This is a genomic window from Peribacillus sp. NPDC058002 (assembly GCF_042886655.1).
Classification (GTDB): domain Bacteria; phylum Bacillota; class Bacilli; order Bacillales; family DSM-1321; genus Peribacillus; species Peribacillus aracenensis.
Genome location: NZ_JBHVQU010000054.1, coordinates 1 through 25,651 on the forward strand (window position 1 = coordinate 1; position 25,651 = coordinate 25,651).

Here is a 25,651-nt window from a genome sequence, read left to right on the forward strand (position 1 = left end):
CCGTTTCTATTAGCAATCATCGTACCAATATTATACAAACTATTCCGACAAATACATACAGGATGGTTTGTATTGATTTTACCGATTCTCCTTTTCACGTATTTTTCAAGGTTCATTTCCGTGACCAAACAAGGGGATATCATTATGGAAAGCGCTACATGGATTCCTTCTCTCGGAATTCATGTTGATTTCTATATAGATGGACTAGGCCTTTTGTTCGCCTTACTCATTACAGGTATAGGTTCACTCGTCGTTCTTTATTCAATTTTCTATTTATCGAAAGAGAAAGAAAAGCTGAACCAATTTTACGTCTTCCTTTTGCTTTTCATGGGAGCGATGCTTGGTGTCGTCTTATCCGATAATCTAATTGTTCTTTATTCATTTTGGGAATTTACGAGTTTATCATCTTTTCTCTTGATAGGATATTGGAATGAAAGGGAGCGTTCACGTTATGGGGCGCAGAAATCCCTTTTGATCACTGTGCTTGGCGGCTTAAGCTTGCTTGGCGGCATCATTCTCCTTTCCATTATGGGGAATACATTCAGCATTCGTGAATTGATTGCCCAAAGCGGGGAACTTATGGACCACTCGCTCTTCATTCCTGCACTTTTGCTTGTGCTGCTTGGAGCGTTCACCAAATCTGCACAGTTCCCGTTCCATATTTGGCTTCCTGACGCAATGGAAGCCCCGACACCGGTCAGTGCTTATCTTCATTCCGCCACAATGGTCAAGGCCGGAATTTATTTGGTAGCCCGATTAAGCCCTGTCTTTGCAGAATCAGGATTATGGTTCTGGCTCGTCTCGATCGCCGGATTGATCACCCTGTTCTGGGGCTCATTCTCAGCAATCAAGCAGACTGATTTAAAGGGTATTCTCGCTTTTTCCACCATCAGTCAGCTCGGATTGATCATGTCGCTTTTGGGACTTGGTGCAGCGGCCCTCCACTATGAATCTTTTGGGGAAAATATATACTTGGCAGCCACGGTTGCTGCAGTATTCCACTTGATTAATCATGCGACCTTTAAAGGCAGCCTTTTCATGGTTGCCGGCATCATTGACCATGAAACCGGTACACGTGATATCAGAAAGCTCGGCGGATTGATGCAGGTGATGCCGATCACTTTCACCGTCGCTGTCATAGGCGCTTTTTCAATGGCTGGACTTCCGCCCTTCAATGGTTTTTTGAGCAAGGAAATGTTCTTGGCCAGCATGGTGAATGTATTGGAATTGAATATCTTCAATATGGAGACATGGGGGGTCCTTTTCCCTGTGGCGGCATGGGTAGCCAGTGTATTCACTTTTATATATAGCATGATCGTCGTGCTCAAACCCTTTACAGGCAAACTTCAGTTGCAACTATTGGACAAGAGGCCCCACGAGGCACCGGTCGGGATGCTGATATCCCCGATCATCCTTGCTTCGTTGGTCATCGTTTTCGGTATTTTTCCAAACTTGCTATCTTCACGGATCATTGAACCTGCGGTAGCCAGCATACAGCCTAGCTTGGCGGGTCCCGATTTCCAAGTTCATATCGCCTTCTGGCATGGATTCAATCCTGAAGTATGGATGACCGTCGGCATCATAGCATTTGGAATTCTTTTATACAAAACGCTTCCGAAGTGGCAGAAGATCACAAGATGGATTCCTGAACGCATCTCCCTGAATGCTTTGTATGATAACGGGGTTAGAGGGCTCGATCGCTCAGCATCATCCGTCATGAAATTTTTAATGACAGGTTATATTCGGACATATCTGCTTTCAATCTTTCTTTTCTTCATTCTCTCATTGGGCTTTACGCTATATTGGAAGGATGCATTTAAATTGGATACAGGGAACTTTGCCCGGATCGGCCTCTATGATTTGATATTGGCTGCGATCATCGTAATTGGCTCGATCGCCATTCTGTTTGCAAGATCCCGTTTAACTTCCATTATCATCTTAGGAGCGGTCGGTTATACGATTTCCTTATTTTTCGTTTTGCTGCGGGCACCAGATTTAGCCCTGACCCAACTAGTCATCGAAACGATTTCGGTATCCTTGTTTTTGCTCTGTTTCTTCCACCTTCCATTAATGGCAAGCAGAAAGGAAGAACGGATGACATCCAAGCTGAATAACGCGTTGATATCCATTGGTGTAGGAGTCATCGTGACATTGATTGCCTTATCGGCACATAGCCACAAACTATTTGATTCCATATCAAATTACTATCTTGAAAATGCTTATAAGGAAGCAGGCGGAAAAAACGTCGTGAACGTCATTCTCGTTGACTTCCGCGGACTTGATACAATGTTTGAAATCACTGTCCTTTCCATCGCTGCGCTCGGAATATTCGCGATGATCAAACTGCGTTTGACGGGGAGGAAAGATAAATCATGAAGCAAAATGACCTAATTCTTCAAACGGTTACGAAAGTCGCCGCCTTTGTTATCCTGCTGTTCGCGGTTGCCATCTTTTTAGGCGGGCATTATTCGCCAGGAGGCGGGTTTGTCGGCGGTTTAATGACTTCAGCCGCCATAGTCCTGCTGTTGCTCGCTTTCGACATTAAGACCGTTACCGGCATCTTGCCGATTGACTATAAGTTAATGATCGGTTCAGGCTTGCTCATATCCAGCTTGACCGTAGCCGGTGGGCTCGTGTTTGGGGTGCCCCTCATGACACATGTTTATCATTATGTTGATTTACCGCTTCTTGGGCACATTTCGCTTCATACCGCGGTACTTTTTGATCTGGGTGTTTATCTTGTGGTTGTTGGTGTAACGATGACCATTATTCAAACGATAGGGGAGAGTGAATAATGGAACTTTTAATGGCCATTGTCATTGGAATACTATTTATGTGTGCGACATATTTAATGCTTTCCAAAAGCATTTTAAGAATCATAATCGGTACTGGGCTGCTTAGTCACGGCGCCCACCTTTTGATATTGACGATGGGCGGTTTGAAAGGCGGTTCCGTTCCATTGCTGAGTGATGAAGCCTCATCCTATGTCGATCCGCTTCCGCAAGCGCTTATCTTGACGGCGATCGTCATCAGTTTCGGGGTCACATCATTTCTGCTGGTACTTGCTTACCGGACCTACCAGGAACTCGGCACGGATGACATGGATGAAATGAGAGGTACGGAAGCGAATGAATAATCTAACTTTCATGCCTGTTTTATGGCCGCTTTTCACAGGCATCTTTCTCATTTTCTTTGCAAAAAAAATCAAACTCCAAAGAGGGATATCCCTTTTTTCCTCTCTAATAGGAATTGCGATTTCCCTTTATCTAGTGTTTACGGTCCATACTCAAGGGATCTTGACTTTAGGTGTCGGCAGCTGGGATGCGCCATTCGGGATCGTGATCGTCGCAGATATGCTTTCTTCGCTGCTCGTACTGACCACGAATATCATTGGATTGGCCATACTGCTTTACTCCTTTTATTCCATAGGGGAGGAACGTGAAAGACATTATTATTATCCTGTATTTCAATTTTTGCTGATTGGTGTAAACGGTGCCTTCCTTACGGGGGATCTTTTCAATCTATTCGTTTTCTTCGAAGTCATGCTGATGGCTTCCTACGTGCTGCTTGTACTGGGAGGGACGAAAATCCAGCTGAGGGAATCATTGAAGTATATCATCGTCAATGTGCTTTCCTCTTCCTTTTTCGTCATCATGGTGGCGTACCTTTATTCAGTTCTAGGAACATTGAACATGGCGGACATCAGCCAGAAGATAGCGGAAGTCAACCAGCCTGGTATCGTCTCGGTGATAGCGATTGGCTTTTTGATCGTATTCGGTTTGAAGGGAGCCATTTTCCCGCTCTTCCAATGGCTCCCTGGGTCCTATTATGCTCCACCCATTCCCGTGATGGCCCTATTCGGGGCATTGCTGACAAAGGTCGGGATCTATTCCATTTTCAGGACCTATACACTCATGTTTTATCATGACCAGGATTTCACCCATACTTTCCTTGCGATACTTGCCATCTTGACCATCATCATCGGTGTCATTGGTGCGATAGCTTATTGGGATGTAAAAAAAATCATCATTTACAATATCATCATCGCCGTCGGGGTTATCCTGTTCGGCATCTCCGTCATGAATGAACAGGCTTTATCAGGCTCCGTTCTATATATCATTCATGACATGCTGATCAAGGCTGCACTCTTCCTGCTGGTTGGCATCATGATCAAAATCAGCGGATCGGATGATTTGCGGGACATGGGCGGCTTGATCAAGCAATACCCGGCCGTTGCATGGACCTTCTTCATAGCTGCCATATCATTGGCGGGAATCCCGCCATTCAGCGGTTTTGCCGGCAAGCTCCTGATTCTTCAGGGAGCTGCCGAAAAAGGGGCCTACTTTGGAATGGCCATTGTCTTACTTTCAAGTTTGATGGTCCTATATTCCGTCATGAAAATATTCATGAATGGCTTTTGGGGAACTCCGAAAGCTGATTATACCTTAACTAATCAAACGGTTAATAAAATGCTGGTCCCTGCTGTCATACTTGTGATCATTTCCGTTTTATTCGGAGTAGGAACTGAATCGATTTACCCATTCATTACACAAGCTGTGGATTCATTAATGAATCCCGAAATCTATAACAAAGCGGTTTTAAAGGAGTAGTGCCTGATGTCATTCCAAATTTTATTGAATGTGTTCCTTGCGGTTATCTGGATGTTTTTGAAAAATGAGTTTAACGGGAGCACTTTTATCATCGGATATATATTGGGGCTCGGCATCATGTTCGTCTTCCGTCATTTTTTCAATGAACGTTTTTATTTGAAAAGGGTGAATGCCGTCGTTCTATTGCTCCTCATATTCGCAAGGGAACTCATACTTTCCAACATTAGCGTCCTGAAGGCCGTGCTTAAACCGAGCCTGGATATGAGACCTGGCATATTCGCATTTGAAACCGTGCTGACTAAGGATTGGGAAATTACGATACTATCGAATTTAATTACACTTACACCAGGAACACTTGTCGTTGAGGTATCGGAAGATAATCGGATTCTTTATATCCACGCGATGGATATTGCCGACAAAGATGAGGCTGTGGACAGCATTAAGAATACATTTGAAAAAGCGATTATGGAGGTGGGCAAATAATGTTCGATCTAATGCTTAAAATCGCGTTGCTAGGTGTTTCGCTTTCCATGATTGGATTCTTATACCGTTTAATCAAAGGGCCTTCCGTACCGGATCGGGTCATCGCACTCGATGCAATGGGAATCAATCTTATCGCAATCGTTGCACTTGCCTCCATTGTCATGGATACAAGCGCATATCTGGAAGCCATTCTACTGCTCGGGATCCTATCATTCATCGGGACGGTCGCTTTCGCCAAATTCCTTGAGAAAGGGGAGATAATCGAAGATGACCGCAATCGTTGAAATCCTATCAGCCCTATTCCTATTAATGGGAGTCTTTCTCTTTTTAGTCTCGGCTTTCGGCATCATCCGGCTGCCCGACGTCTATACAAGAAATCACGCTGCCTCAAAGAGCTCGACTCTTGGAATCATGTTCATCCTGATCGGCACCTTGTTATATTTTTACTATGAACATGGCCATTTCGATTTCCGGGTCGTGCTCGCGATCATCTTTATCTTCATGACCAGTCCTGTTGCCGGACATTTAATCATGCGCTCGGCTTATCATACTGGCGTCAAGATGTGGGATCGGAGTGTCCAGGATGATTTAAAGAAAACCCGGTGATCCCTGCCATGCAAAAGAGCTGCCCTGATTACAGGAGCAGCTCTTTTCTGTTTCAATCCTTTAAAAATACCTGGTCCCCCACTCTGATTTCACCTGTTTTGATGACCGAGGCATATACGCCAAAATGATTGTTCCTTTCCTTGACGACAGTTTTCAGGAGAGTTGGATCTCTATGGGAATCGCTTGGATTGACCGTTATGATCATACAACGCTCACAATACCTTTTGATCTCCAATTCCACTTCATTTCCGATTAGAATCCTTTTTCCGAACCATTGCTCTTCTAAAAAGGGCGTTTTGTTCACTAAAGATAGCACCAAATTTTGCCTGAATCTCCTGCCATCCAGTTCTTTTCCCCAAAGCTTTGTCAATTCGCCAATCGAGGCATCACTGACAAGCAGGATGTTTTCTTCTTCAATCGCACCTACCGGAATATGTGCAGGATGATAAACAACTGGTGCTGCCTCCTGTTTCAACAACCGCTCCATTTCCTCCTGAAAGGCTTCCTCTCCCCATGTCAGCACCTGTCCTGTTGGGGTCTTCACCTTGATTTCCGGATATTGGTCAACGGTTTCCTCACCAGAAAAAGCAGCTTGATAACGGACCATTTCCGGGACTTGGGTTATCGTCAGGAATTTCCCATTTTTTCCTTTAAAGGCATGGCTGCGATCTCCATATAGTCCATAATCCATCACCCTCGTTTTCTGTACCTGTTCACCAGTGAATGATTTTACAGGATGACGGGTGATTTCTTGTATATGACCAACCAGCATAAAAACACCTCTTCTCATACAATAATCTGCTGCCATATTATACTTAAACCGGATACTGTGGGATCATTGCGCCACTTTATTGCGATTGTTCTATTGATTCATTTTGGCTTTGGTAAGTCGATAACGGCCAATGTACAGCGTGAAACGCAGATAAGATGATCCTCTTCATCACGGATTTTCACGTCCCACACCATCGTCGTCTTCCCGCGATGGAGGATGTTCCCTTCTGCGGTAACAAAACCGGAACGGACGCCCCTTACATGATTGGCATTGATTTCAAGTCCGACGACAGCCTGTTTTGTACGATCCACCAGCTGCATGCCGCCAAAACTTGCAACAGATTCAGCAAGGGCAACGGACGCTCCCCCGTGCAATAAACCATACGGCTGCCTAGTTCGTTCATCTACAGGCATCTTCGCAATGACTTTCCCATCACCGACTTCTTTCATTTCTATCCCAAGCGTGCCGATCAATGACTGTTCAATATTTCTTTCCATCCCATTACCCCCAACTTTTTTCTATAAATAAATGAATCACTATTCATATCAGTATACAAAAAAAGGATGACCCAAGTCTATCAAGTCATCCCTCAATAATGTGAATTGAATTATTTGGAGAGGATTTCTTTTAATTCAAACCAGCTTGTCAGTCTTGGAATATCCAATTCCCTGTTATAGGAATTATCTATTGCATACACTTTCGTTGGAATATCCAATAAAGTTTCCAGCACTGCCGGTTTATCATCAAAATAATAATCCAATTCCAATTTGCGGATCGTATCAATTTTTTCATGATCCTTCATACCACAGTAAAAATGGTCACCCTTAACCGGAAAGCCGTTTTCAATCAGCCATTTTTTCGTCCGTTCACCATGCTCCGCTTTTCTGGCTGTGATGTAATAGATTTCATGACCATCGCGTTCAAGCTCCTGCAGCGTTTCCACTGCGCCCTCGAAGGCTGGACAGGATGAATAATAAACTTCATCGGCAAGGCTGTTCCACATCTTGCCCCCAGCCTCTTTATCAAGCCCGAAAGCTTCATGGATCTCCAACGTCTTTAAAGCTCTGAATTTCGATATCTCTATATTCGTATTAAGCTTTTCATTATAAAGATGGAACGCAAACTCCCTCAAGTTAATAAGGGTATCGTCAATATCAAAACCAAATTTCATATCTTTCACTCCCATTCAAACATAAGCGGCGGCAAACTGTGATGCGAAGGAAATTTCCTTGTCCACCTGAATGGCCTGTAATCTATCAATTTCGGCTTTTCTTTCTGGCTCAGCGATTTTAAGCCCAAGGAAATCAGCATCTCCCTGCAGGATGCATCCAGAAATAAGCTCGGCTAATATATCGGCATCCTTCATGGCACAATTGAGACCGAATGCACCTGTAGGTGTCATCGTATGGGCTGCATCACCTAATAAAGCAACGCCATCCTTTGTCCATGTTTCACAATAGCTACTGTAAACGTCCAATAAAATGAAGTCATGCCAAGAGCGGATATTTTCACTCACAACCTTTTTTAATTCAGGAAAGGCAAAAAGCAAATCTTCGATGAACGGATCAAAATGCTGTTTTCGCAAATGCGGAAACGAACCATGTTCGATATTCCAGCCAATTTGGATGAAACCTCCAGCCTGAGTGAAGAGGGCAACCTGTGAGCCATTGACCAATGCCATCTTGATTGAAGGCTTCCATCCCTCGGGGGCTGGGATTTTTGCCCACAGTAAATCATAACCATGATTTTTTATCACGACTGGAATCCCCGCTTTTTTTCGAACGATGGAAAATCTGCCGTCCGCTCCGATTATCAATGAACTTTGCACTTCCAGGTCATTTCCGCCATTTCGAGCCTTGACACCTGTAAAACGGCCCATTTCATTCTGTATCAAGTCCGTAACCCTCGTATTCATCATCAATTGAAAAGAGTCCAGCTTTTCGGCTTCATTCAATATAGCTGTAAGGAGATGATTTTGAGGGACATGTATCCCAACATGATCGACAGGCCATTCAGGGAAAATCCTTTTGAATATTTCGCCGTCATTCCAATATTCAATTTGTTCCATCCTAAGCAGGCCTAGTCTTTCCACACTCTCGAATAAACCATGTTTTTTAAGAATGCCCTCTCCTTCATCGTTCAGGAACTCGCCCCTGAACTCCCTTGAAACCTCAGGATGCCTCTCAAGCAATACGACTGAAATGTCCTGCTTGGCCAATAGGTAAGCCAACAGGGCTCCTCCAGGTCCTGATCCGACTATGCATACATCTGATTTAACCAACATGCCTCTTCACCTGTTGTCTATTTTAATTTAGGATAAGCCGTGATGCGTATGTCCTCGCCAAACGTTTCCACGCCAGAGAAGGAAACATCCATCGCTTCATCCATCGTATCCACATTCATTCCAGTAAACGGTGTTAATGAGTTTCTTCCGCCCAATAATTTAGGTGCTATATAAATCAAGTATTTATCGATGAGCCCTTCCCTAAGGAAAGAGGCATTCACTTCGCTTCCGCCTTCCAGCAAGACATCCGTAATCCCCTTTTTATACAGCTCTTCCATCAAAGCGCTTAGATTCAGTCCCGTCCCGTTTTTGGGGATGAAAATGAATTCGATCCCTTTTTCACGTAAACGGTCCATTTTATCCGCAGGTGCATTTTCCTGTGTTACAATCAAGGTTTTCGCATCTGATACTTGTACAACATTGGCATCCAAGGGAACCCGTAATTCACTGTCTAAAATGATCCGGATCGGATTTTTCCCTCCGCCTTCCGGAAGTCTGGTCGTCAGTGATGGATCATCGGCCAATACTGTCCCGATACCAACAAGAATGGCATCCACCTCATCACGCAGCAAATGAACGGAATGACGTGATTCTTCCCCTGTTATCCATTTTGAATGGCCTGTGTGGGTTGCAAGTTTTCCATCGAGCGTCATCGCATACTTCGATATGACAAATGGCCGATTCGTCAGCATATTGTGAATGAAACGCTCATTCAGCCTTTGAGCTTCCTTTTCCAGGATGCCAACTTCCACTTCAATGCCCGCTTCCTTTATGATCGATATCCCTCTGCCGGCCACTTCCGGATTCGGATCTTGAGTAGCCACTACAACTCTCCGGACACCTGATTCTTTCACCAAATTTGCACAAGGAGGGGTCTTTCCATAATGTGAACAAGGCTCAAGAGTCACATATAGCGTTGCACCTTCTGCATACTCACCCGCCATTTTGAAAGCGTGCACTTCCGCATGCGGTTCACCCGCTTTACGGTGGATCCCTGTCCCGGCTATCACGCCGTCTTTGACTATGACTGCACCGACCACTGGATTCGGGTTCGTCTTTCCTTTTGCACTGGCCGCCAGATCCAGTGCCAGCTTCATGTAATATTGATCATCATTCATCCTATAGCTCTCCTTATACAATCAAAGTTGGCTTCTTTTGGGGAATATGTCCAGACTTCTTAACTTTTGTATCCAGATAGAAACTATTATCTTCCGTCAAACCGCCCCAAAGCGGAATATGGTCCTTTGCCGCAAGTCCATGCTTCATGAGGGCGTCCAGCTTTTTGGGGTTGTTCGTGATTAAAGTCACCGGATTCTCGCGCAGTTCACTCAACACTCGAATGGCTCCCTCGTAAGATCGCGTATCATCTTCGAATCCTAAAGCCTCATTCGCCTCGACCGTGTCATAACCCTCCTGCTGAAGCAAATAGGCAAGTGATTTGGAAAACAGGCCAATCCCTCTTCCTTCATGGTCTGCAAGGTAAAAGATGGCCCCGCACCCATGTTCGGCTATCATTTTCATCGATTGGTGGAGCTGGTAGCCGCAATCACAGCGTTTACTGCCGAAGATATCACCCGTGTGACAGATGCTATGCATCCGGACAAGTGCATCTCCCGAATTTTTAAAATCTCCATACACCAATACGGAGGATTGCTGTCCAAAAGCGAGGTTGGCTTCCGAAAGCGAATCAAGCACCGCTTCCTTGCCATTATCCGCGCCGTCAAGCTGAAGCCATGTATACCATTGGAAAACCGTTGAGAAATCTCCTTGTTCAACAGGCAGGTTCACAGGTCCCACAAGGCATATATCAGCTTTTCCCGGGGTTTTGATGATATTCATTTTATCTATTAAAAGGTTTTTTGTTTCCTCGGTTATTTTCATGTTAACATCACCTATTTTATAATTTATAGTGTGCCTTCTCCTTACTTTAGGTAAGTAAGTATATTACTATACACTATACCTGTCAATGAAGCAGTTTACAAATAATAGTGTGTCTTTGATCATAATTTTCAAGAAGTTTGTTTGCAGGAGAAAGGTCATTCACAAACCGCAATCATATCGTCTGGCCTTTATACATATTTTAACGTATAACGAAAACGTGTCTATAGACAGACTTAAGGAAAGGACGGAAACCTTTTGGAGGATTTCCCTTATTTTTTATATGACCCCATCCTATTTACGCCTCACGCCGGGGCAATGAATATGAATCGGGAACGGGAAGGAACATTGCGTCCCTACTCGGCAACCAATCCAGATCTGCTGGTTAAATCGGCAAAGACCTCGCAATTTTTAATGACTGATGTAAAAAAAGTCATGGATACTTTAGCCACATCCAAGCCTTTCTCGAACCGGTTGATGACCGCAGCCCAAGCATCGCAAAAGAGTGTCGTGATCGATATGATCCGAAAGATAGGAATTAATAACGAGCCTGATATCACGTATAACCCCGATGGGATCCGTTTTGATTTTTATCCTAAAGCGGGGGAAGAAAATTGTCATATCATCGTCAGTTTGAAATGGAGGGATGTATAACGTCCACCACACTCTTTTGGTAAAAAAACCGAAGCCTATTTTCGGCTTCGGATATTTGGGTTCATCTTGTTTTCGTTTCAAAGGTTTCAACCAATAGTGCAAGCGTTCGTGCCATTACACCGGTAGCCCCCGCCGTACACAATTCGGAGTTGTTCGAGGTTGTGGAAGTTCCGGCAATATCCAGATGGACCCACGGAGTGCCTTCAGCAAATTCGCCGATGAAGGCCCCGCCCATGATTGCATGTCCTGCCCCTCCAGGTGAATTATTCAAATCCGCTATTTTACTATTGCGTACCCGTTCTTTATCCTTTTCTGTAATCGGCAATCTCCAAATGGGCTCTCCGGCCTCCTCTGAGGCGTTGGCGACCTGCTCATAGAATGCCGTGTCATTTGTCATTGCACCCGTCATTTCCATGCCCAGCGCCGTTATTACACCGCCCGTTAAAGTGGCAACGTCAATAAGATAGTCAGCCCCATGATGTTTAGCGTACGTCATGGCATCCGCCAAAACCAGCCGGCCTTCCGCATCCGTATTCAATACCTCTATCGTCTTGCCGCTCATGGCAGTGATCACATCATCCGGCTTGAATGCATCACCGCTGATCATGTTATCAGTGGTTGGAATGACAGCCACGACATTTTGATTGGGTCCTAATTCGCCGATAATTTCCATTGCACCTAAAACAGCTGCCGCACCGCCCATATCCGTTTTCATCCCAACGATTCCAGCCTTCGTTTTCAATGAGTATCCACCCGTATCGAATGTGATGCCCTTACCGACCAGCCCGATAACATCCTTCCATTCATCCTTTCCTTGATACTTCAGAACGATCATTTTCGGAGGTTCGGCCGAACCTTTATTGACAGCAAGAAGTGCGCCCATACCCAACTTGAGCATATCTCCCTTCTCGAGTATCTCCACTTCAAAACCATAACGTTCGCCCAAGGCGGATGAATAGTCCGCCAAATCCGTGGAAGTCAACAAATTGCCTGGTGTGTTGACCAATGTTCTGGCTGAGTTCGTCGCCCTTCCGAAGATTCTCCCTACATGAAGCGCGGCACCGACCTCTTCTTGACCATATTCACTGTAAACCGTGATCGATTCGAGGCTTTTTTCAACCTGATTCGATTTTTGCTTGTATCCTTCAAATTTATAGGAAGCAAGTTCGAAAGCCTCAGAACAAGCATGCGCTGCGTCCAATGCATCCAGATTTTCAGTCGTGAATGTATCCAAAGCGATCGAAAGAGTCGTAACCTTGGATTCCTTAATCGTCTTACGCGCTTTTCCCAACGCTTCGCGAAGGGTCTCAAAGGATAGCTCCTTTTCCTTGCCCAACCCTACGAAAATCAATCTCTTTACGCTTAATTTACCTAATGTATGTATTTTGACCACCGATTTTTTCTTGGAAGAGATTTCTCCGGCTTTCACTAACTCTGTTAGCTGGCCGTCCAATCGCTCATCCGCTTCTTTTCCTATGCCTGTAAATTTTACGGGCCCGTCAAACACGCCTAGAATCAGGCATTCATCAATCAAATCTATATTCAGGGAATCTTTTACTGTAAACATCCTGCTACCTCCTCCATTCAATTACACTCATTATAACGAAATCTTCAAAAATTTTCGAATAAGGCCTGCGAAAATAATAATAAAAAGGGATATAGTTTAGATTGGGTGACTTTAGAGTAATAGTATAAGAAAGATCATATTTATACTATTACCAGCAGGGAATCGACAGGACTGAATGGAACTAATAATAAGGGCCTTATTCCGAGCAGGATGTATTTACCCAGATATGGTTTTCATCTTTACTTATAACTAGAAAGAAGGCTGATACTCTTGGAATTATTACTCAACTTCCCTTTAATCGCAGCATTGATTGCCATTTTCTTTGCTCAATTCATTAAAGTGCCCATCCACTTCATAGCATTTCGTAAAGTGAACTGGTCACTCATTAACTCCACAGGCGGTATGCCAAGCTCCCACTCTGCGGCCGTGTCAGCCCTAACCGTAGCGGTAGGAATCGAAACCGGAATGGATTCCCCTGTATTTGCGGTTGCCACGATCTTTGCAGTCATCACGATGTTCGATGCAACAGGAGTGAGACGGCAGGCAGGAGAACAGGCAGCTGTCCTGAACCAGCTCGTTACCGACTTCAATACATTTGTCGAGCAAGCAAAGAACTGGCAGAAAAAAGAAGATAAACAGAAACAGCAACAATTAAAGGAACTGTTGGGCCATAAGCCAATCGAGGTATTTTTCGGAGCCTTGACCGGAGTATTCATTGCACTGGCACTTCACTTTTTCATCTTTCAAGGGTAGGTGTTCAATTTGAAAATAATCTCTCTTTGCCCCAGCAATACGGAACTATGCACATATCTAGGGATTGAAGATCAGCTTATCGCCATCGATGACTACTCTGATTGGCCTGAAACCATACAGCACCTGCCCAAGGTGGGGCCCGACTTATCGATCGACATCAATCATGTTGAATCACTAAAACCCGATTTGGTGCTGGCTTCCCTGAGTGTACCGGGCATGGAAAAAAATATTGAAGGGCTAAAAGAACGGAACATCCCTCACATCATCTTCAACCCGCAATCACTTGAAGATATCGCAAAAGATTTAGTGACCTTGGGCGAGGCCATCGATCTTAAGGAAAAAGCAGAGGAACAGGCTGCCAAATTCCGTCATGCCATCCTTCAATATAAAAACGTCGCCGACAAAATTGAAACAAAGCCTTCCCTGTATTGGGAATGGTGGCCTAATCCCTTATTCAGCCCAGGGGGAGTTAATTGGTTATCCGAGATCAGCACGCTTGCAGGAGGATATAACCTTTTCGAAGATGTCGACATGGCAAGCATTCAAGTCACTTCCGAAGATGTCAAAAAAAAGGATCCCGACCATATTTGCTTAGCTTGGGTCGGTGTCCCTTTACGAAAGGTAAACCCAGAGCTGGTCAAGAAACGGAAAGGGTGGTCTGATATGAAGGCCGTCCGGGATAACAATATTCACATTATGGAAGAACCATTATTCTGCCGGCCTTCTCCGCGTTTACTGGATGGTCTTTCCAAATTGGCAAAGACCCTGCATCCTGAAGCCTACAAAAGCATGGCCTAAGGGCGTCACAACTGAAGCAGACAATCAAAAAGGCTGCCTAAATCGAGGCAGCCCTTCACCTTCACTTTCTCCGATTTGTCTATCAAACATTAAAAAGCAAAGGAAGCTACATTCTCGTTCAGTGTTTTCTCAGCGATTTTCGGCTTGAATACCTGCTTGATCTTTGTTTCATTCAACTTGCTTAGCTGTTCTTCAGATAACTCGCCATTCCCTTTTTGCACAACATATACTTCAAGGGTTTTCTTGCCCCAGTTCTCGTATACATCTTGTACCGTTTCGTAGTATAGGTCCAGGTGGTTTCCTTTGATCGCACCACCCTTGTCCGCTACAACCCCATAGCCATAGCCCGGAATCCAAAGGATGGTTCCGAGAGGGAATACGGCAAGATCGGCGGCAATGGTGGAAAACAGATCCCGTTTCACCTTCACCCCTGAATAAGTGATTCCATAGGATGGGCTTTCCGGGTACTTTCCTGTCGACTCATACCCTGCTGTATATCCTGTAGCCAAAACTTCATGCTTCGGGTATTTCGAGAGCTCGATTGCCTCCGCTATCGTCGTCGGACCATTGCTAGTGGATGCCGATGCCATTAGCGTTGCAACTTGACCTCCACTATGGATCGCTTTATATTCGAGACCAAGCATTCGATGCTGTCTCATTGCCTCCTCAAAAGGATGGCCTTCAGGCACAGCCCCAAAAACATGATTTAAGGTTGATTCGATGGCCAAGATAAATAATATGATAATAGCAACCCTCAGAAATAATGCCTTTACAATCTTCATATGTATTAATTCCACTCCTCTCACAAGGATATTTGTTCCCTTTCCAGAGTGAAAGTATTCATAAAGCGTGGAAAGATCCAATTTTTCCTACAAAAAAAGGACCGTCCATAAATGACGGCCCTTTCCATTATCAAAACATTTGATATCCTTTTTTCCTTAGAACCTTGATGACCACACCCGCTAAAACCGCACCAAGCAGCCCGCTTGATAAAATAACGATGTCTGCCGTATGAAGGGATGTAAGGTTCGTTCCAAGATTGGAAAAAGAGATTCCCGGATTTCTAAAATACTCTATTAGCTTTGTTTCATTGACAATGATGATGAAGACGATTGGAAATAAGATGACCATGATCCACGAAGAACGAAAAAGCATATTCAGCAAAAAGCCAATTCCGAAAAACAATATGAAAAATAAGAGTATTGAGATAATTAAAACAGGCAATGGCATGTTATTCTTGACCCTCCTTAAAAGCGACACCTTTAGTTTACTGAAAAAATAATTGCTGCGTCAACGACTTATACCAAATAATTCCGAAGAAAAGATAATTACCCAAATCACATGAATAATTTATATGATGTATATCCAAATTGATCTCCCGGGTTCAACCCGTCAAGCATCGTCTGCATTCTTTCCTTTTTAAAAGCTAAAAGCTGTTCCAATAGTAAAGATTGCTTCCCCTCCTGCATGAGTAAATCAGGGTCATAAAATTTAGCTTCATATAATTCACCCAATTGAGCGGTTACTTCAAAACTGACTGGTTTAAGTAAAAATATCAACATATTATCACTTATATCCCCTTTGATGACTCCGCTTCTCATACCTACAATGCCTTCGATTTCTGTTTGAACACCCGTCTCCTCCAACACTTCCCTTACGACAGCTTCATCGACGGTTTCATCATTTTTGACAAAACCTGCCGGAAGCGACCATTGCCCTTTCAATCCGCCATACCTTTTATTCACGACCAGCCACTCACCTTTATCAGATATCACAAGGCCGGACACTGCCAGCCAAACATTTTTGCATCGTTCCACCAAAATCCACTTCCCCCATATTCATTATAATCAGGATAAACTCCAAACAGCAGAAGAACATATGGTACCAAAGGTAAGGACTTTCTTGGTGCGCTTCGCCATCCTTATCCCCATTATATTCCGCATAAGAAAGGGGCATACTCCGCTATGACACACTCATCGATGGATGAGATTCCAATGAAAAAGCCATTCAGGGACAATCCCCAAATGGCCATTATTTATATATCGAAAAAATTAAAGGACGTTGAATTTACCTTTTTTAGCAACAAGGGAAGCTCCGCCAATCAATAACAATGCTCTGTTATCAACCATTTTCTTCATGAATGATGCAGTCTTACCTGTAACTTTCTTGCCGAAGACAACACCAATCGCGTTGTCTTCACCAAGTGAACATACCGTTCCTTTGTTTTCGAAAGTGAAAGTTTCAAGGTCACTTTCATTACGAACCAATTTAGTCAGGTTCTTCGCAATGACCTCACCTTGCTGCATGGCGATTTGGGCAGTAGGTGGATATGGACGATTAATTTCCTCGTTGATGATCAAAGCGCAATCCCCCACGATGAAAATATCGTCATGACCTGGTGCCCGCATGTCAAGGTTCACTTTGATGCGTCCGCGCATAGCTTCAAAACCGGAAGCCTCTATCACGGAATTTCCACGTACGCCAGCTGCCCAGACAACGGTGCCCGCTTTGATTTCTTCCACTTCATCTTCGCCTTTTGCCACGATGATGCCTTCGGGAGTCGCCCCCTTGATCGGTGTACCGATCTTGAATTCCACACCTTTTTTCTCAAGGTAAGATACTGCATAATCCACCAATTCCGGATCAAAGCCAGGAAGGACCGCTGGTGCTGCTTCCACACAGTAGATACGGACCTTTTGGAAGTCGATGTCGTATTCTTTACATAGTTGAGGGACACGGTTTGCCAATTCGCCAAGGAATTCAATACCCGTAAATCCTGCTCCTCCAACAACGATCGTCAAGCGGTCTTCATTCTTCTCGACCTCAGAACTGTACGTAGCGAATTGCAATTGGATATGGTCACGGATTTTTCGTGCAGTGTTCACGTTTGAGATAGAGAAAGCATATTCTTTTAGCCCTTGGATTCCGAATGTTTCCGATTCAGGTCCAAGTCCAATCACTAAGTAATCATAAGAAATTTCGCCGTTTTCAAGGATGACTTTTTTGTTATCTGTTTTCACTTCCAAAACAGAGTCCTGGATGAATTTAACTTTGCTGTTAATGACACTTTTGATTGGATAGCGCACACGATCATGATGTAGAGTTCCAGCAGATGCTTCATGCAGCCATGTTGTTTCATAGTGGTAATCATTTTTGTTAACTAATACGATTTCTGCTTCATTTTGACCTAATGCCTTCTGTAAGCGAGTAACAGTCATCAATCCACCATAACCTGCTCCCAAAACAACGATAGTTGGCTTTTTCAAAAGTATTCGTCCACCTTTACGATATTTTCTTGTGATGCTTTCCATAACTAAAATATATTGTCTATCTTATTAATTTCCATTATAAAAAGCACTCTTATACATTTGTGACGTATTTCACTTAACACTTCATAAATGTCATAAAAAATTCATAAAAATTTTACCAAATGATGTCTAATTAAATATTAGTCTTTTTCCATACCTTTTTCAAGTAACAAACCGAACTATTTCGGGTTAAAATAAAGCCGAAAAGCATTACTTTTCACCCAGTTCCGAACCATATTTATACGAAATGCTTAACATTGGTAAAGAGTAATTTTACCCACTTTTGAAAGAGAATGAAGAACATTCATCGTGAAACTGCTCATATATAGTCGAAACTTTCCCACTTTTCTAACTTTACCCGTTTTTTAAAAGATCATCTATGTTAAAATAAGAGAATAAATTTCAGCAAACCTAGTATATCGGAGGGATAACGTTGGAAGTTAATGAAAAAGTTTATGATATTACCATCATTGGCGGAGGCCCAGTTGGATTATTCACTGCATTTTATGGGGGAATGAGACAGGCATCCGTAAAAATCATCGAGAGCCTACCACAATTAGGCGGACAATTGTCTGCTCTTTATCCTGAAAAGTTCATCTATGATATCGCCGGTTTCCCCAAAGTGCGCGCACAGGAGCTAGTGAATAATTTGAAAGAACAAATGGCAAAGTTCGAACAGGATATTGTCTTGGAGCAGGCCGTTCAAGAAGTGGAAAAGCAAGCCGATGGAGTTTTCAAGTTAACGACTGATAAAGAAATCCATTACTCCAAAACAATTATCATCACAGCTGGAAATGGGGCTTTCCAACCCCGCCGCATCGAGATTGATGATGCAAAAAAATATGAAAGCAGTAACCTTCACTATTTCATCGATGACCTCAATCATTTTGCCGGCAAAAAAGTGGTGGTTTTCGGAGGTGGAGATTCGGCGGTGGACTGGGCCCTGATGCTGGAGCCAATCGCCGAGAAAGTGAGCATCATACACAGAAGGGATAAATTCCGTGCCCACGAACATAGTGTAGAAACACTTAAGAATTCAAAAGTTGAAATAAAGACTCCTTACATACCTTCAGAGTTGATTGGTACAGACGGACGGATCCATACAATAGTCATCAAGGATACAAATGGTGAAGATACAGAGACGATGGAGGTAGATGCAGTCATCGTCAACTACGGCTTCGTTTCTTCCCTTGGTCCCATTAAGGAATGGGGACTCGATATCCAGAAGAACAGTATTTTGGTGAATTCCAGAATGGAAACGAATATCCCTGGAATTTATGCAGCAGGTGATATTGCAACATATGATGGCAAAGTAAAATTGATTGCAAGTGGTTTTGGTGAGGCTCCCACTGCCGTCAATCACGCCAAACAATATATTGACCCAAAAGCAAAAGTCCAGCCGATGCACAGCTCTTCCATGTTTTAAAATTACGCAAAAACCCGGCTTTCACAGCCGGGTTTTTTGTTGTCCCCAATTCGATGATTGTGGATAACTTATTTCTATTAGTTATCCACAGTGCTTAGCATTGTCATTCTAGGGTAAAGAGTGGGATAAGCCAAGAAAGGGGAATGCACATATATGAATATCTTAATTGCAGGCGCCAACGGAACGACCGGGAAACAGATCATTGGGGAATTATCAAAAAATCCGCAAATGAATGTATACGGGATGATCCGGAAAGAGGAACAGGCTCAAACGATAAAAGAACTCGGCGGACATCCAATCCTTGCCGATCTAGAGGGAAATGTGGATAAAGCAGTGGATAACATGGAAGCCATCATTTTTGCCGCCGGATCTGGACCAAAAACAGGGCCGGATAAAACGACAGCTGTGGATAAGAACGGAGCCATTAAACTGGTTGATGCCGCCAGGAAGAAGGGCATCGAACGGTTTGTCATGTTAAGCTCTGTCGGTTCCGATAATCCGGAACAAGCCCGAGAAGGAATGCGCCATTATCTCGAAGCAAAGCATGATGCCGATGAACATTTAAAAGCAAGCGGACTGACCTACACGATTGTCCGGCCGGTTGCTTTGACAAATGAACAAGCCATCGGAAAAATCTTTGCGGATGAGAAAGTGGATCATACTAATAAATCCATTCCAAGGGCCGATGTCGCCGCCGTTCTTGCCCAATCAGTCACAGAGGAAAAAACATTCAATAAAACATTCGAGATTTTCAGCGGCACCCTCCCAATCAAAGAGGCCCTTTACAATATGTAAGGCAGCAAATAAGCATAAAAAAGGGGGCACTCGTTAAAGTGCCCCCTTTTCCAATGTTTTAGAGTTTTTTAGCAGTTTTCCGGTGTACCAGCGTTTTTTGCCGTTTTGAAAGAAGACCCGCAACCGCATGACGCGATAGCATTTGGGTTCTCGATCGTAAAGCCTCCGCCCATCATCGTTTGTTTATAATCAATTACCGTTCCATTCAATATATCTGCATCCTCGGCATCAACAAGGATCTTGATTTCAAACTGTTCCAGCTGGCTATCTTTTTCCCCAGGCTCTTGTTCAAAACCCATTCCGTAGGATAATCCGCTGCAGCCTCCGCCTTTAACGGCCACTCTTAAAAATGAACCCTCTTCGCCATTATGTTTCATCATTTCTTTTATCTGAAAAGCGGCAGCTTCCGTTATTTGAACAACTTCACTCACAATAAATCCCTCCTTCTTCTGATATGTGAGATAGAACTATTCCTCTTTATAGTATATACCAAAGAAATTCACACGCTCAATTTTCCAGCTTGAAAAAATTCATATTCCCCCACCTATTTTACCAACAAAAATTAGTTTATAATAAGATTAGTGGGTATAATGAACTGTTCTATTGGACCCACTTCCAAATTACAATAAAGGGGGTAATCACCATGGAAGGTATACATCCTCTATATGACAAAAGAATGGAATGCCTTTTATGCAAGCAAAAATCAACCACTAAAAAGGTACGGTCGCGTTTTGTAAAAGTAGCTAAGTATGACACGGACTTTCACCCCATTTATGCTGATTCAACCGTTAACACACTTTATTATAATATTTTTGTTTGCCCTCACTGCGGCTTTTCTTATTCCGAGGATTTCTCCCGGTACTTCCCCCCCACCACAATGGAAACCATTATGGAAAAAGTCAGCTCCCATTGGGTTCCCCATCATTTCAGCAAGGAGAGATCCATTAAAGATGCGATCAATACATACAAGTTGGCGAGTTATTGCGGAGCTTTAAAAAAGGAAAAACATATTATCCTTGCCGGAATCTGTTTACGGATAGCCTGGTTATACAGGATCAACCAAACCAAGGAACAAGAAGAAAGATTTTTGAGGTTCGCCCTGAAGGAGTATGAAGCATCCTATTCAACAGGGGACTTCAGCGGCACCCAGGTATCTGAAGCAAGGCTCCTCTATCTCGCTGGCGACATTTCTAGAAGGATAGGAAATGAAAAGGCAGCCATCAAGTATTTTTCATTAGTGTTCGAAAGACAAAAAAATGCCCGGGAAGCCTCCATCATCCAGATGGCCAGGGATCGCTTTAAGGAACTCAAGCAGAAACATGAAACATCCCGTCCGATGCTGCATAACTGAAAATTAAAAAGGCTGTTCCATCGAGGAACAGCTTTTATTCGCCGTTGATGATTAGAACATTTCATATTCATCAATGTACTTATATATTTTATCCACCAATTCATCCGTAGTGTCACCAAAAACCACTTCACCGTTTACAAGTGCATATAAGTTACTGGAGCACCTGCCGCAATATCCCAGACAACCATATTCAATGATATCTAAATTCGGATCCCGCTCCAATCTTTCCAGAGCCTCCTGAGCGCCACTGGCCAGATTGCTTACACAAAATTCAATAATCGGGTACATTGTTTCACCTCACAGTTACTAACAAACCATCTTATTACTTTTCCCATAAACAGTCAATATTTACGCATAAAAAATCAGCCGATTTCAAGATATCGGTTGTGATTTCCTTTTATATTCGTTATACTTTTGTCGGGGTACGTAAAAAAAGAAAATTATCTAATTTTTTATTCTTGTTACTAATTGGGGTATATATATTTATTTACACTTTAAAGGGGACCATTTGGGGGAATCCTATAGTTAAATGCTAGCCAAATTTTTAAGAGATCAAATAAAGGGGAAAAATCATATGAAGAATCTAGTCATACTTGGTGGCGGGTATGGTGGTATGCGCATGTTGCAAAGATTGCTGCCTAATCAGCTTCCTGAAAATGTGAGCATCACGCTTATCGACCGTAATCCTTATCACTGCTTAAAAACGGAATATTATGCTTTAGCGGCAGGTACCATTCCAGATCAGCACATCCGTGTTGCATTTCCTGAACATCCTCGCTTGAAGAACGTATACGGAGAAGTACTTTCCATCGATATGGAAAATAAACAAGTCATTATAGAAAATCAAGATCCTGTCGTATATGATGATTTAGTCATTGGCCTTGGCTGCGAAGATAAATACCACGATATTCCTGGTGCAGACACACATACTTACAGTATCCAAACAATCGATAAATCACGTCGCACATATTCAGCTCTGAATAATTTAGGTGCCGGTGCAACCGTTTCGATCGTTGGTGGCGGATTGAGTGGTGTTGAGCTTGCAAGTGAATTGATTGAAAGCCGTTCAGATTTAAACGTTAAGCTATTCGACCGTGGACCGCATATTCTATCTGCATTCCCAGAAAGATTAAGCACCTTTGTTGAATCATGGTTCGATAAACATACAATCGAAATCGTCCATCATTCAAATATAACGAAAGTTGAGCCAAACCTTCTTTATAATGGCGACGAAGCCGTTCAAAGCGACGTCATCGTATGGACAGCTGGAATTCAGCCAAGTAAGATCATCCGCGATATGGATATTGAAAAGGACCGTCAAGGAAGAGCTGTCCTGACTCCTCAGCATTTCCTACCTAATGATGACAGCATCTTTGTCGTCGGCGACTGTGCGAGCCTGCCTCATGCGCCAAGTGCTCAATTAGCGGAGTCTCAAGCAGAGCAAATCGTCCAAGTTCTTGTGAAGAAATGGGCAAATGAACCACTTCCGGAAAGCTTCCCTACAATGAAATTAAAAGGAACATTAGGTTCCCTTGGGAAGAAGCAAGGTTTTGGTCTTGTTGCAAATCGTCCAATTACAGGCAGAGTGGCACGCCTAATGAAATCAGGCATCCTCTGGATGTATAAATACCATAACGGTTGATTCCAACCACGCTACATTAAACTGGCCCCAAGAACTGCATGCAGCTCTTGGGTCAGTTTTTCTTATTTCTTCCATTATATATCACACTTGTATCGTATATCCGTATTTTTCCATAGTTTCCACCACTTTTTTGAGACGCACATTTCCTTCTGCAATGATCTCGCCTTCAATGAGGACCAATGGATAAAATAAATCTTCTTCGATCATCTTCGCGGCAAAGCTCTTTTGCTTCAACGTTTCTGGGGGATTATACATATCTATATAGGATATTTTGAATTTCTGCTCAGGAAACTTTCTCGTTAAAGCGGCTTCTAGCCACTCGCAAGTATCTTTCGAAGAAGGGAGATTCACACAGCTCGCGCAAATTTGCTCCGCTCCATACACTTCTATTTCAATTTCTTTCATTACCATTTCTTCCTCCTTCATTTTAGTATATATACTTCATTTTGAATACTTTTTAGAAACATTCACCTGTTTCCATCATACCAGAATAATATAGATTATATTTCCGCAAAGTTACAGTTGGATTTTTTATTACCTTCGCATTATAATATGATTAGGAAAGGAGTCGATTGCAATGTCCGACCAACAAACAATGGAAGTCCAAGTTCAAGAGGTTCTAGATAAGCTTCGTCCGTTTCTTCTTCGTGATGGCGGTGACTGTGAACTAGTTGACGTAGAAGATGGAATTGTAAAATTACGATTACTAGGCGCCTGCGGAAGCTGTCCAAGTTCGACCATTACGCTAAAAGCTGGGATTGAGCGTGCCCTTCTTGAAGAAGTTCCCGGTGTAGTGGAAGTTGAACAAGTTTTCTAATAGCCCTTTAAAATAACATGCAGCGTATGGATGAAGGATCACTTCATCTATAAACGTTCAACCTTTTTCATGCAGGCCGGAATCTTTTCGGGCTGTAATAAAAATAAAGCTGACTCGGCTTTTGCCCTATCAAATGAATTGATACGGCTTGATGCGAGTCAGCTTTTTTATTTGGACAGCAAATGAACAAGGCTTACGATTTCAAAAATTTCAATTCCTTTTTTTCCTGTTCTGAAAGGATTGCCGTATAACTGCCATCATTATCGATTTCCAATTCTTTCACAAGAAATTCCGGAAACCTTTCCTTCAATCCAGTGAGCAAACCTTCACTTTTTTCTGCCGATGCCAAGCATAAAACAGTTGGTCCCGCTCCGCTTAATGCTGCACCAAATCCGCCTTCATTAAGGACAACCTCTTCTATAAGCACTAAATGAGGGACTAACTCCGCTCTATATGGTTGATGGAAACGATCACTTTGCATCATTTCACCAACAAGCTTCCAATCTTTTGATAGAACACCCGCCAGCAAAACATTTGCGGCTGCACTTCCACTTATTGAATCTTTATAGGAAAGCGAATTCGGAAGGACATTTCTTGAATCCTCAGTAAGCAATTCAAAATTGGGAATGACAGCAATCACCTTAACTCCCTCGATTGGAAACGATACGACATCCGTTCTTTCATCCGTATGAAGGCCCACGACCAATCCACCATACACAGATGCCCCCGCATTATCCGGATGCCCTTCAAAGAGGGAAGCATGCCTATTCTTCTCATCATCGGATAAATGCAGTTCACCAACGATGTTCGCCAATTCAATCCCCGCCACAATGGCAGAGGCACTGCTTCCAAGACCCCGCGCCAGCGGAATTTCGCTAGAGACGAAAAGCCTGCATGGGGATAGTTCCTTTCCATAGTAAGCCGCCGTTTCCTTGGCAATCTGGACGATATAATTACGATCATCCCTTGGAAAAACAGACATTTCCTCTGAAAGCGGAACGACTTCCCAATGATCTGATGAAGATCCGTGTATTTCCAGGTAAAGTCCTAACGCCAAGCCGATGGAATCGAATCCCGGGCCTAAGTTGGCTGTACTTGCTGGTACACGGATCAAGAACATCTCCGATTCTGCACTCATGCCTGCTTCACACCCTGCAGATGTTCTAAAATGACTTCTTCGTCCATTGGCAGCAATGTCGGCTGAATTGTACTTGTATCGACAGCCACATTCGGATCTTTCAATCCATTTCCAGTCAATACAGCAACAATCTTACTTCCTTTTTTGATTTCACCGTTTTTTAGTTGTTTATAGATACCTGCAATGGAAGCACAAGATGCCGGCTCTGCAAATACCCCTTCTTTTTTAGCAAGGAAATGATAGGCTTCCAGAATTTCTTCGTCTGTCACCTCATCAATTTTGCCTTTGGATTCATTTGCTGCTTCCACAGCAAAGTTCCAACTTGCAGGATTTCCAATCCGGATGGCTGTTGCAATCGTTTCTGGATTTTCAATGATGCTATCCCGGACAATTGCAGCCGCACCTTCAGCTTCGAACCCTCTCATTTCAGGAAGGCCCGTTTGTTTCGATTCGTTATATTCTTTAAAGCCTTTCCAGTAAGCAGTTATATTACCTGCATTCCCGACAGGAAGCGCCAAAATATCCGGTGCCGAGCCGAGAGCATCACAAATTTCGAATGCCGCTGTCTTCTGCCCTTCAATCCGGTATGGGTTGACCGAATTCACAAGAGTTATCGGTGAGCTCTCACTAAGTGAACGAACGATTTTTAAAGCTTGGTCGAAGTTCCCTTCGATCGAGATGATTTCCGCTCCATACATAACGGCTTGGGCAAGCTTGCCCATGGCTATTTTACCTTCCGGGATGACAACGATACAGCGCAGGTTGGCAC

At 43.4% G+C, this 25,651-nt stretch carries 31 protein-coding genes; 15 read left to right on the forward strand and 16 right to left on the reverse strand.

Going from position 1 to position 25,651, the window contains the following annotated elements:
• The 7 genes from ACFVSH_RS12025 to mnhG form a co-directional block, all read left to right on the forward strand.
• The coding region (locus tag ACFVSH_RS12025; protein WP_387706073.1) for a Na+/H+ antiporter subunit A at positions 1-2,376 on the forward strand (2,376 nt) is incomplete at its 5' end.
• Positions 2,373-2,795, forward strand: coding sequence for a Na(+)/H(+) antiporter subunit B (locus tag ACFVSH_RS12030; protein WP_260285694.1), 423 nt, complete (start codon positions 2,373-2,375; stop codon positions 2,793-2,795). The genes ACFVSH_RS12025 and ACFVSH_RS12030, both read left to right, overlap by 4 nt.
• On the forward strand, positions 2,795-3,136 hold the full coding sequence (locus ACFVSH_RS12035; RefSeq protein WP_387603964.1) for a Na(+)/H(+) antiporter subunit C: 342 nt from the start codon (positions 2,795-2,797) through the stop codon (positions 3,134-3,136). The genes ACFVSH_RS12030 and ACFVSH_RS12035 overlap by 1 nt, the downstream gene beginning before the upstream one ends.
• The gene (locus tag ACFVSH_RS12040; protein ID WP_387706075.1) at positions 3,129-4,610 is read left to right on the forward strand and encodes a Na+/H+ antiporter subunit D; all 1,482 of its coding nucleotides are present in this window, start codon (positions 3,129-3,131) and stop codon (positions 4,608-4,610) included. Before ACFVSH_RS12035 ends, ACFVSH_RS12040 begins: the two co-directional genes overlap by 8 nt.
• A gap of 6 nt (positions 4,611-4,616) precedes the next feature.
• Positions 4,617-5,093, forward strand: coding sequence for a Na+/H+ antiporter subunit E (locus tag ACFVSH_RS12045; RefSeq protein ID WP_076368131.1), 477 nt, complete (start codon positions 4,617-4,619; stop codon positions 5,091-5,093).
• A gap of 11 nt (positions 5,094-5,104) precedes the next feature.
• Positions 5,105-5,377 (forward strand): Na(+)/H(+) antiporter subunit F1, encoded by a 273-nt coding sequence (locus ACFVSH_RS12050; protein WP_370023645.1) that lies wholly within the window; start codon positions 5,105-5,107, stop codon positions 5,375-5,377.
• Positions 5,361-5,699 carry a monovalent cation/H(+) antiporter subunit G gene (gene mnhG, locus ACFVSH_RS12055; RefSeq protein ID WP_076368132.1) on the forward strand — a complete coding sequence of 113 codons (339 nt, stop codon included), beginning with the start codon at positions 5,361-5,363 and terminating at the stop codon, positions 5,697-5,699. The genes ACFVSH_RS12050 and mnhG overlap by 17 nt, the downstream gene beginning before the upstream one ends.
• 52 nt (positions 5,700-5,751) lie before the next feature.
• Here mnhG and ACFVSH_RS12060 read toward each other — a convergent pair whose 3' ends face one another.
• The 6 genes from ACFVSH_RS12060 to ACFVSH_RS12085 all read right to left on the reverse strand — a co-directional run bounded on the left by ACFVSH_RS12060 (position 5,752) and on the right by ACFVSH_RS12085 (position 10,636).
• Positions 5,752-6,471 carry an MOSC domain-containing protein gene (locus tag ACFVSH_RS12060; protein ID WP_387706077.1) on the reverse strand — a complete coding sequence of 240 codons (720 nt, stop codon included), beginning with the start codon at positions 6,469-6,471 and terminating at the stop codon, positions 5,752-5,754.
• 98 nt (positions 6,472-6,569) lie between these two features.
• Positions 6,570-6,968, reverse strand: a complete 399-nt coding sequence (locus ACFVSH_RS12065) for a hotdog fold thioesterase (RefSeq protein ID WP_260285699.1) — start codon at positions 6,966-6,968, stop codon at positions 6,570-6,572.
• A gap of 110 nt (positions 6,969-7,078) precedes the next feature.
• Entirely contained in the window at positions 7,079-7,642 is a 564-nt protein-coding gene (locus tag ACFVSH_RS12070) for a 5' nucleotidase, NT5C type (protein ID WP_387706079.1), read from the reverse strand.
• Positions 7,643-7,657: 15 nt separating this feature from the next.
• Positions 7,658-8,755, reverse strand: coding sequence for an FAD-dependent monooxygenase (locus ACFVSH_RS12075; protein WP_387603973.1), 1,098 nt, complete (start codon positions 8,753-8,755; stop codon positions 7,658-7,660).
• Positions 8,756-8,772: 17 nt separating this feature from the next.
• The gene (ribD, locus tag ACFVSH_RS12080; protein ID WP_387706081.1) at positions 8,773-9,873 is read right to left on the reverse strand and encodes a bifunctional diaminohydroxyphosphoribosylaminopyrimidine deaminase/5-amino-6-(5-phosphoribosylamino)uracil reductase RibD; all 1,101 of its coding nucleotides are present in this window, start codon (positions 9,871-9,873) and stop codon (positions 8,773-8,775) included.
• Between the two features lie 13 nt (positions 9,874-9,886).
• Positions 9,887-10,636 (reverse strand): GTP cyclohydrolase II, encoded by a 750-nt coding sequence (locus ACFVSH_RS12085; RefSeq protein ID WP_387603976.1) that lies wholly within the window; start codon positions 10,634-10,636, stop codon positions 9,887-9,889.
• Positions 10,637-10,957: 321 nt separating this feature from the next.
• On the opposite strand from ACFVSH_RS12085, the gene ACFVSH_RS12090 reads away from it, so the two are divergent.
• Positions 10,958-11,287 (forward strand): YuzC family spore coat inner layer protein, encoded by a 330-nt coding sequence (locus ACFVSH_RS12090; protein WP_387706083.1) that lies wholly within the window; start codon positions 10,958-10,960, stop codon positions 11,285-11,287.
• A 61-nt stretch (positions 11,288-11,348) separates the two neighbouring features.
• On the opposite strand, the gene ACFVSH_RS12095 is transcribed toward ACFVSH_RS12090, so the two are convergent.
• On the reverse strand, positions 11,349-12,854 hold the full coding sequence (locus tag ACFVSH_RS12095; RefSeq protein ID WP_387706085.1) for a leucyl aminopeptidase: 1,506 nt from the start codon (positions 12,852-12,854) through the stop codon (positions 11,349-11,351).
• Positions 12,855-13,124: 270 nt separating this feature from the next.
• Between ACFVSH_RS12095 and ACFVSH_RS12100 the strand changes: the two genes are divergently transcribed.
• Both ACFVSH_RS12100 and ACFVSH_RS12105 read left to right on the forward strand, forming a co-directional pair.
• A complete protein-coding gene (locus ACFVSH_RS12100) occupies positions 13,125-13,607 on the forward strand; it encodes a divergent PAP2 family protein (protein WP_098371458.1) in 483 nt (160 codons plus the stop codon).
• 9 nt (positions 13,608-13,616) lie between these two features.
• A complete protein-coding gene (locus ACFVSH_RS12105; RefSeq protein ID WP_387603988.1) occupies positions 13,617-14,405 on the forward strand; it encodes a cobalamin-binding protein in 789 nt (262 codons plus the stop codon).
• 89 nt (positions 14,406-14,494) lie between these two features.
• Here ACFVSH_RS12105 and ACFVSH_RS12110 read toward each other — a convergent pair whose 3' ends face one another.
• The 4 genes from ACFVSH_RS12110 to ACFVSH_RS12125 form a co-directional block, all read right to left on the reverse strand.
• The gene (locus ACFVSH_RS12110) at positions 14,495-15,187 is read right to left on the reverse strand and encodes a 3D domain-containing protein (protein WP_260285708.1); all 693 of its coding nucleotides are present in this window, start codon (positions 15,185-15,187) and stop codon (positions 14,495-14,497) included.
• A gap of 130 nt (positions 15,188-15,317) precedes the next feature.
• Positions 15,318-15,635, reverse strand: coding sequence for a YuiB family protein (locus ACFVSH_RS12115; protein WP_387603991.1), 318 nt, complete (start codon positions 15,633-15,635; stop codon positions 15,318-15,320).
• 107 nt (positions 15,636-15,742) lie between these two features.
• Positions 15,743-16,225, reverse strand: coding sequence for an NUDIX domain-containing protein (locus ACFVSH_RS12120; protein WP_387603994.1), 483 nt, complete (start codon positions 16,223-16,225; stop codon positions 15,743-15,745).
• Positions 16,226-16,456: 231 nt separating this feature from the next.
• Positions 16,457-17,671 carry an NAD(P)/FAD-dependent oxidoreductase gene (locus ACFVSH_RS12125; protein ID WP_387706087.1) on the reverse strand — a complete coding sequence of 405 codons (1,215 nt, stop codon included), beginning with the start codon at positions 17,669-17,671 and terminating at the stop codon, positions 16,457-16,459.
• A 475-nt stretch (positions 17,672-18,146) separates the two neighbouring features.
• On the opposite strand from ACFVSH_RS12125, the gene ACFVSH_RS12130 reads away from it, so the two are divergent.
• Both ACFVSH_RS12130 and ACFVSH_RS12135 read left to right on the forward strand, forming a co-directional pair.
• Positions 18,147-19,139 (forward strand): NAD(P)/FAD-dependent oxidoreductase, encoded by a 993-nt coding sequence (locus ACFVSH_RS12130; RefSeq protein ID WP_387603998.1) that lies wholly within the window; start codon positions 18,147-18,149, stop codon positions 19,137-19,139.
• Positions 19,140-19,292: 153 nt separating this feature from the next.
• Positions 19,293-19,934 carry an SDR family oxidoreductase gene (locus ACFVSH_RS12135; RefSeq protein ID WP_387604001.1) on the forward strand — a complete coding sequence of 214 codons (642 nt, stop codon included), beginning with the start codon at positions 19,293-19,295 and terminating at the stop codon, positions 19,932-19,934.
• Between the two features lie 68 nt (positions 19,935-20,002).
• Here the strand turns inward: ACFVSH_RS12135 and ACFVSH_RS12140 are convergent, their stop codons facing one another.
• Positions 20,003-20,365: a HesB/IscA family protein gene (locus tag ACFVSH_RS12140; RefSeq protein ID WP_241592743.1), complete on the reverse strand. Its 363-nt coding sequence runs from the start codon at positions 20,363-20,365 to the stop codon at positions 20,003-20,005.
• 212 nt (positions 20,366-20,577) lie between these two features.
• Between ACFVSH_RS12140 and ACFVSH_RS12145 the strand changes: the two genes are divergently transcribed.
• A complete protein-coding gene (locus ACFVSH_RS12145) occupies positions 20,578-21,285 on the forward strand; it encodes a DUF2225 domain-containing protein (protein ID WP_387706089.1) in 708 nt (235 codons plus the stop codon).
• 51 nt (positions 21,286-21,336) lie between these two features.
• Here ACFVSH_RS12145 and ACFVSH_RS12150 read toward each other — a convergent pair whose 3' ends face one another.
• Positions 21,337-21,573 (reverse strand): YuzB family protein, encoded by a 237-nt coding sequence (locus ACFVSH_RS12150; protein WP_098371467.1) that lies wholly within the window; start codon positions 21,571-21,573, stop codon positions 21,337-21,339.
• Between the two features lie 286 nt (positions 21,574-21,859).
• Here ACFVSH_RS12150 and ACFVSH_RS12155 point away from each other — a divergent pair, with 286 nt between their 5' ends.
• Complete coding sequence (locus tag ACFVSH_RS12155; RefSeq protein WP_076368149.1) at positions 21,860-22,927, forward strand: NAD(P)/FAD-dependent oxidoreductase; 1,068 nt, start codon at positions 21,860-21,862, stop codon at positions 22,925-22,927.
• An 81-nt stretch (positions 22,928-23,008) separates the two neighbouring features.
• On the opposite strand, the gene ACFVSH_RS12160 is transcribed toward ACFVSH_RS12155, so the two are convergent.
• Positions 23,009-23,338, reverse strand: coding sequence for a YuzD family protein (locus tag ACFVSH_RS12160; protein WP_387604006.1), 330 nt, complete (start codon positions 23,336-23,338; stop codon positions 23,009-23,011).
• Between the two features lie 166 nt (positions 23,339-23,504).
• On the opposite strand from ACFVSH_RS12160, the gene ACFVSH_RS12165 reads away from it, so the two are divergent.
• Complete coding sequence (locus tag ACFVSH_RS12165; RefSeq protein WP_076368151.1) at positions 23,505-23,744, forward strand: NifU family protein; 240 nt, start codon at positions 23,505-23,507, stop codon at positions 23,742-23,744.
• 193 nt (positions 23,745-23,937) lie between these two features.
• Here ACFVSH_RS12165 and thrB read toward each other — a convergent pair whose 3' ends face one another.
• Both thrB and thrC read right to left on the reverse strand, forming a co-directional pair.
• The gene (thrB, locus tag ACFVSH_RS12170) at positions 23,938-24,882 is read right to left on the reverse strand and encodes a homoserine kinase (protein ID WP_387604008.1); all 945 of its coding nucleotides are present in this window, start codon (positions 24,880-24,882) and stop codon (positions 23,938-23,940) included.
• Positions 24,879-25,651 (reverse strand): threonine synthase (thrC, locus tag ACFVSH_RS12175; RefSeq protein ID WP_387706091.1); only part of this gene is annotated, 773 nt, incomplete at its 5' end. The genes thrB and thrC, both read right to left, overlap by 4 nt.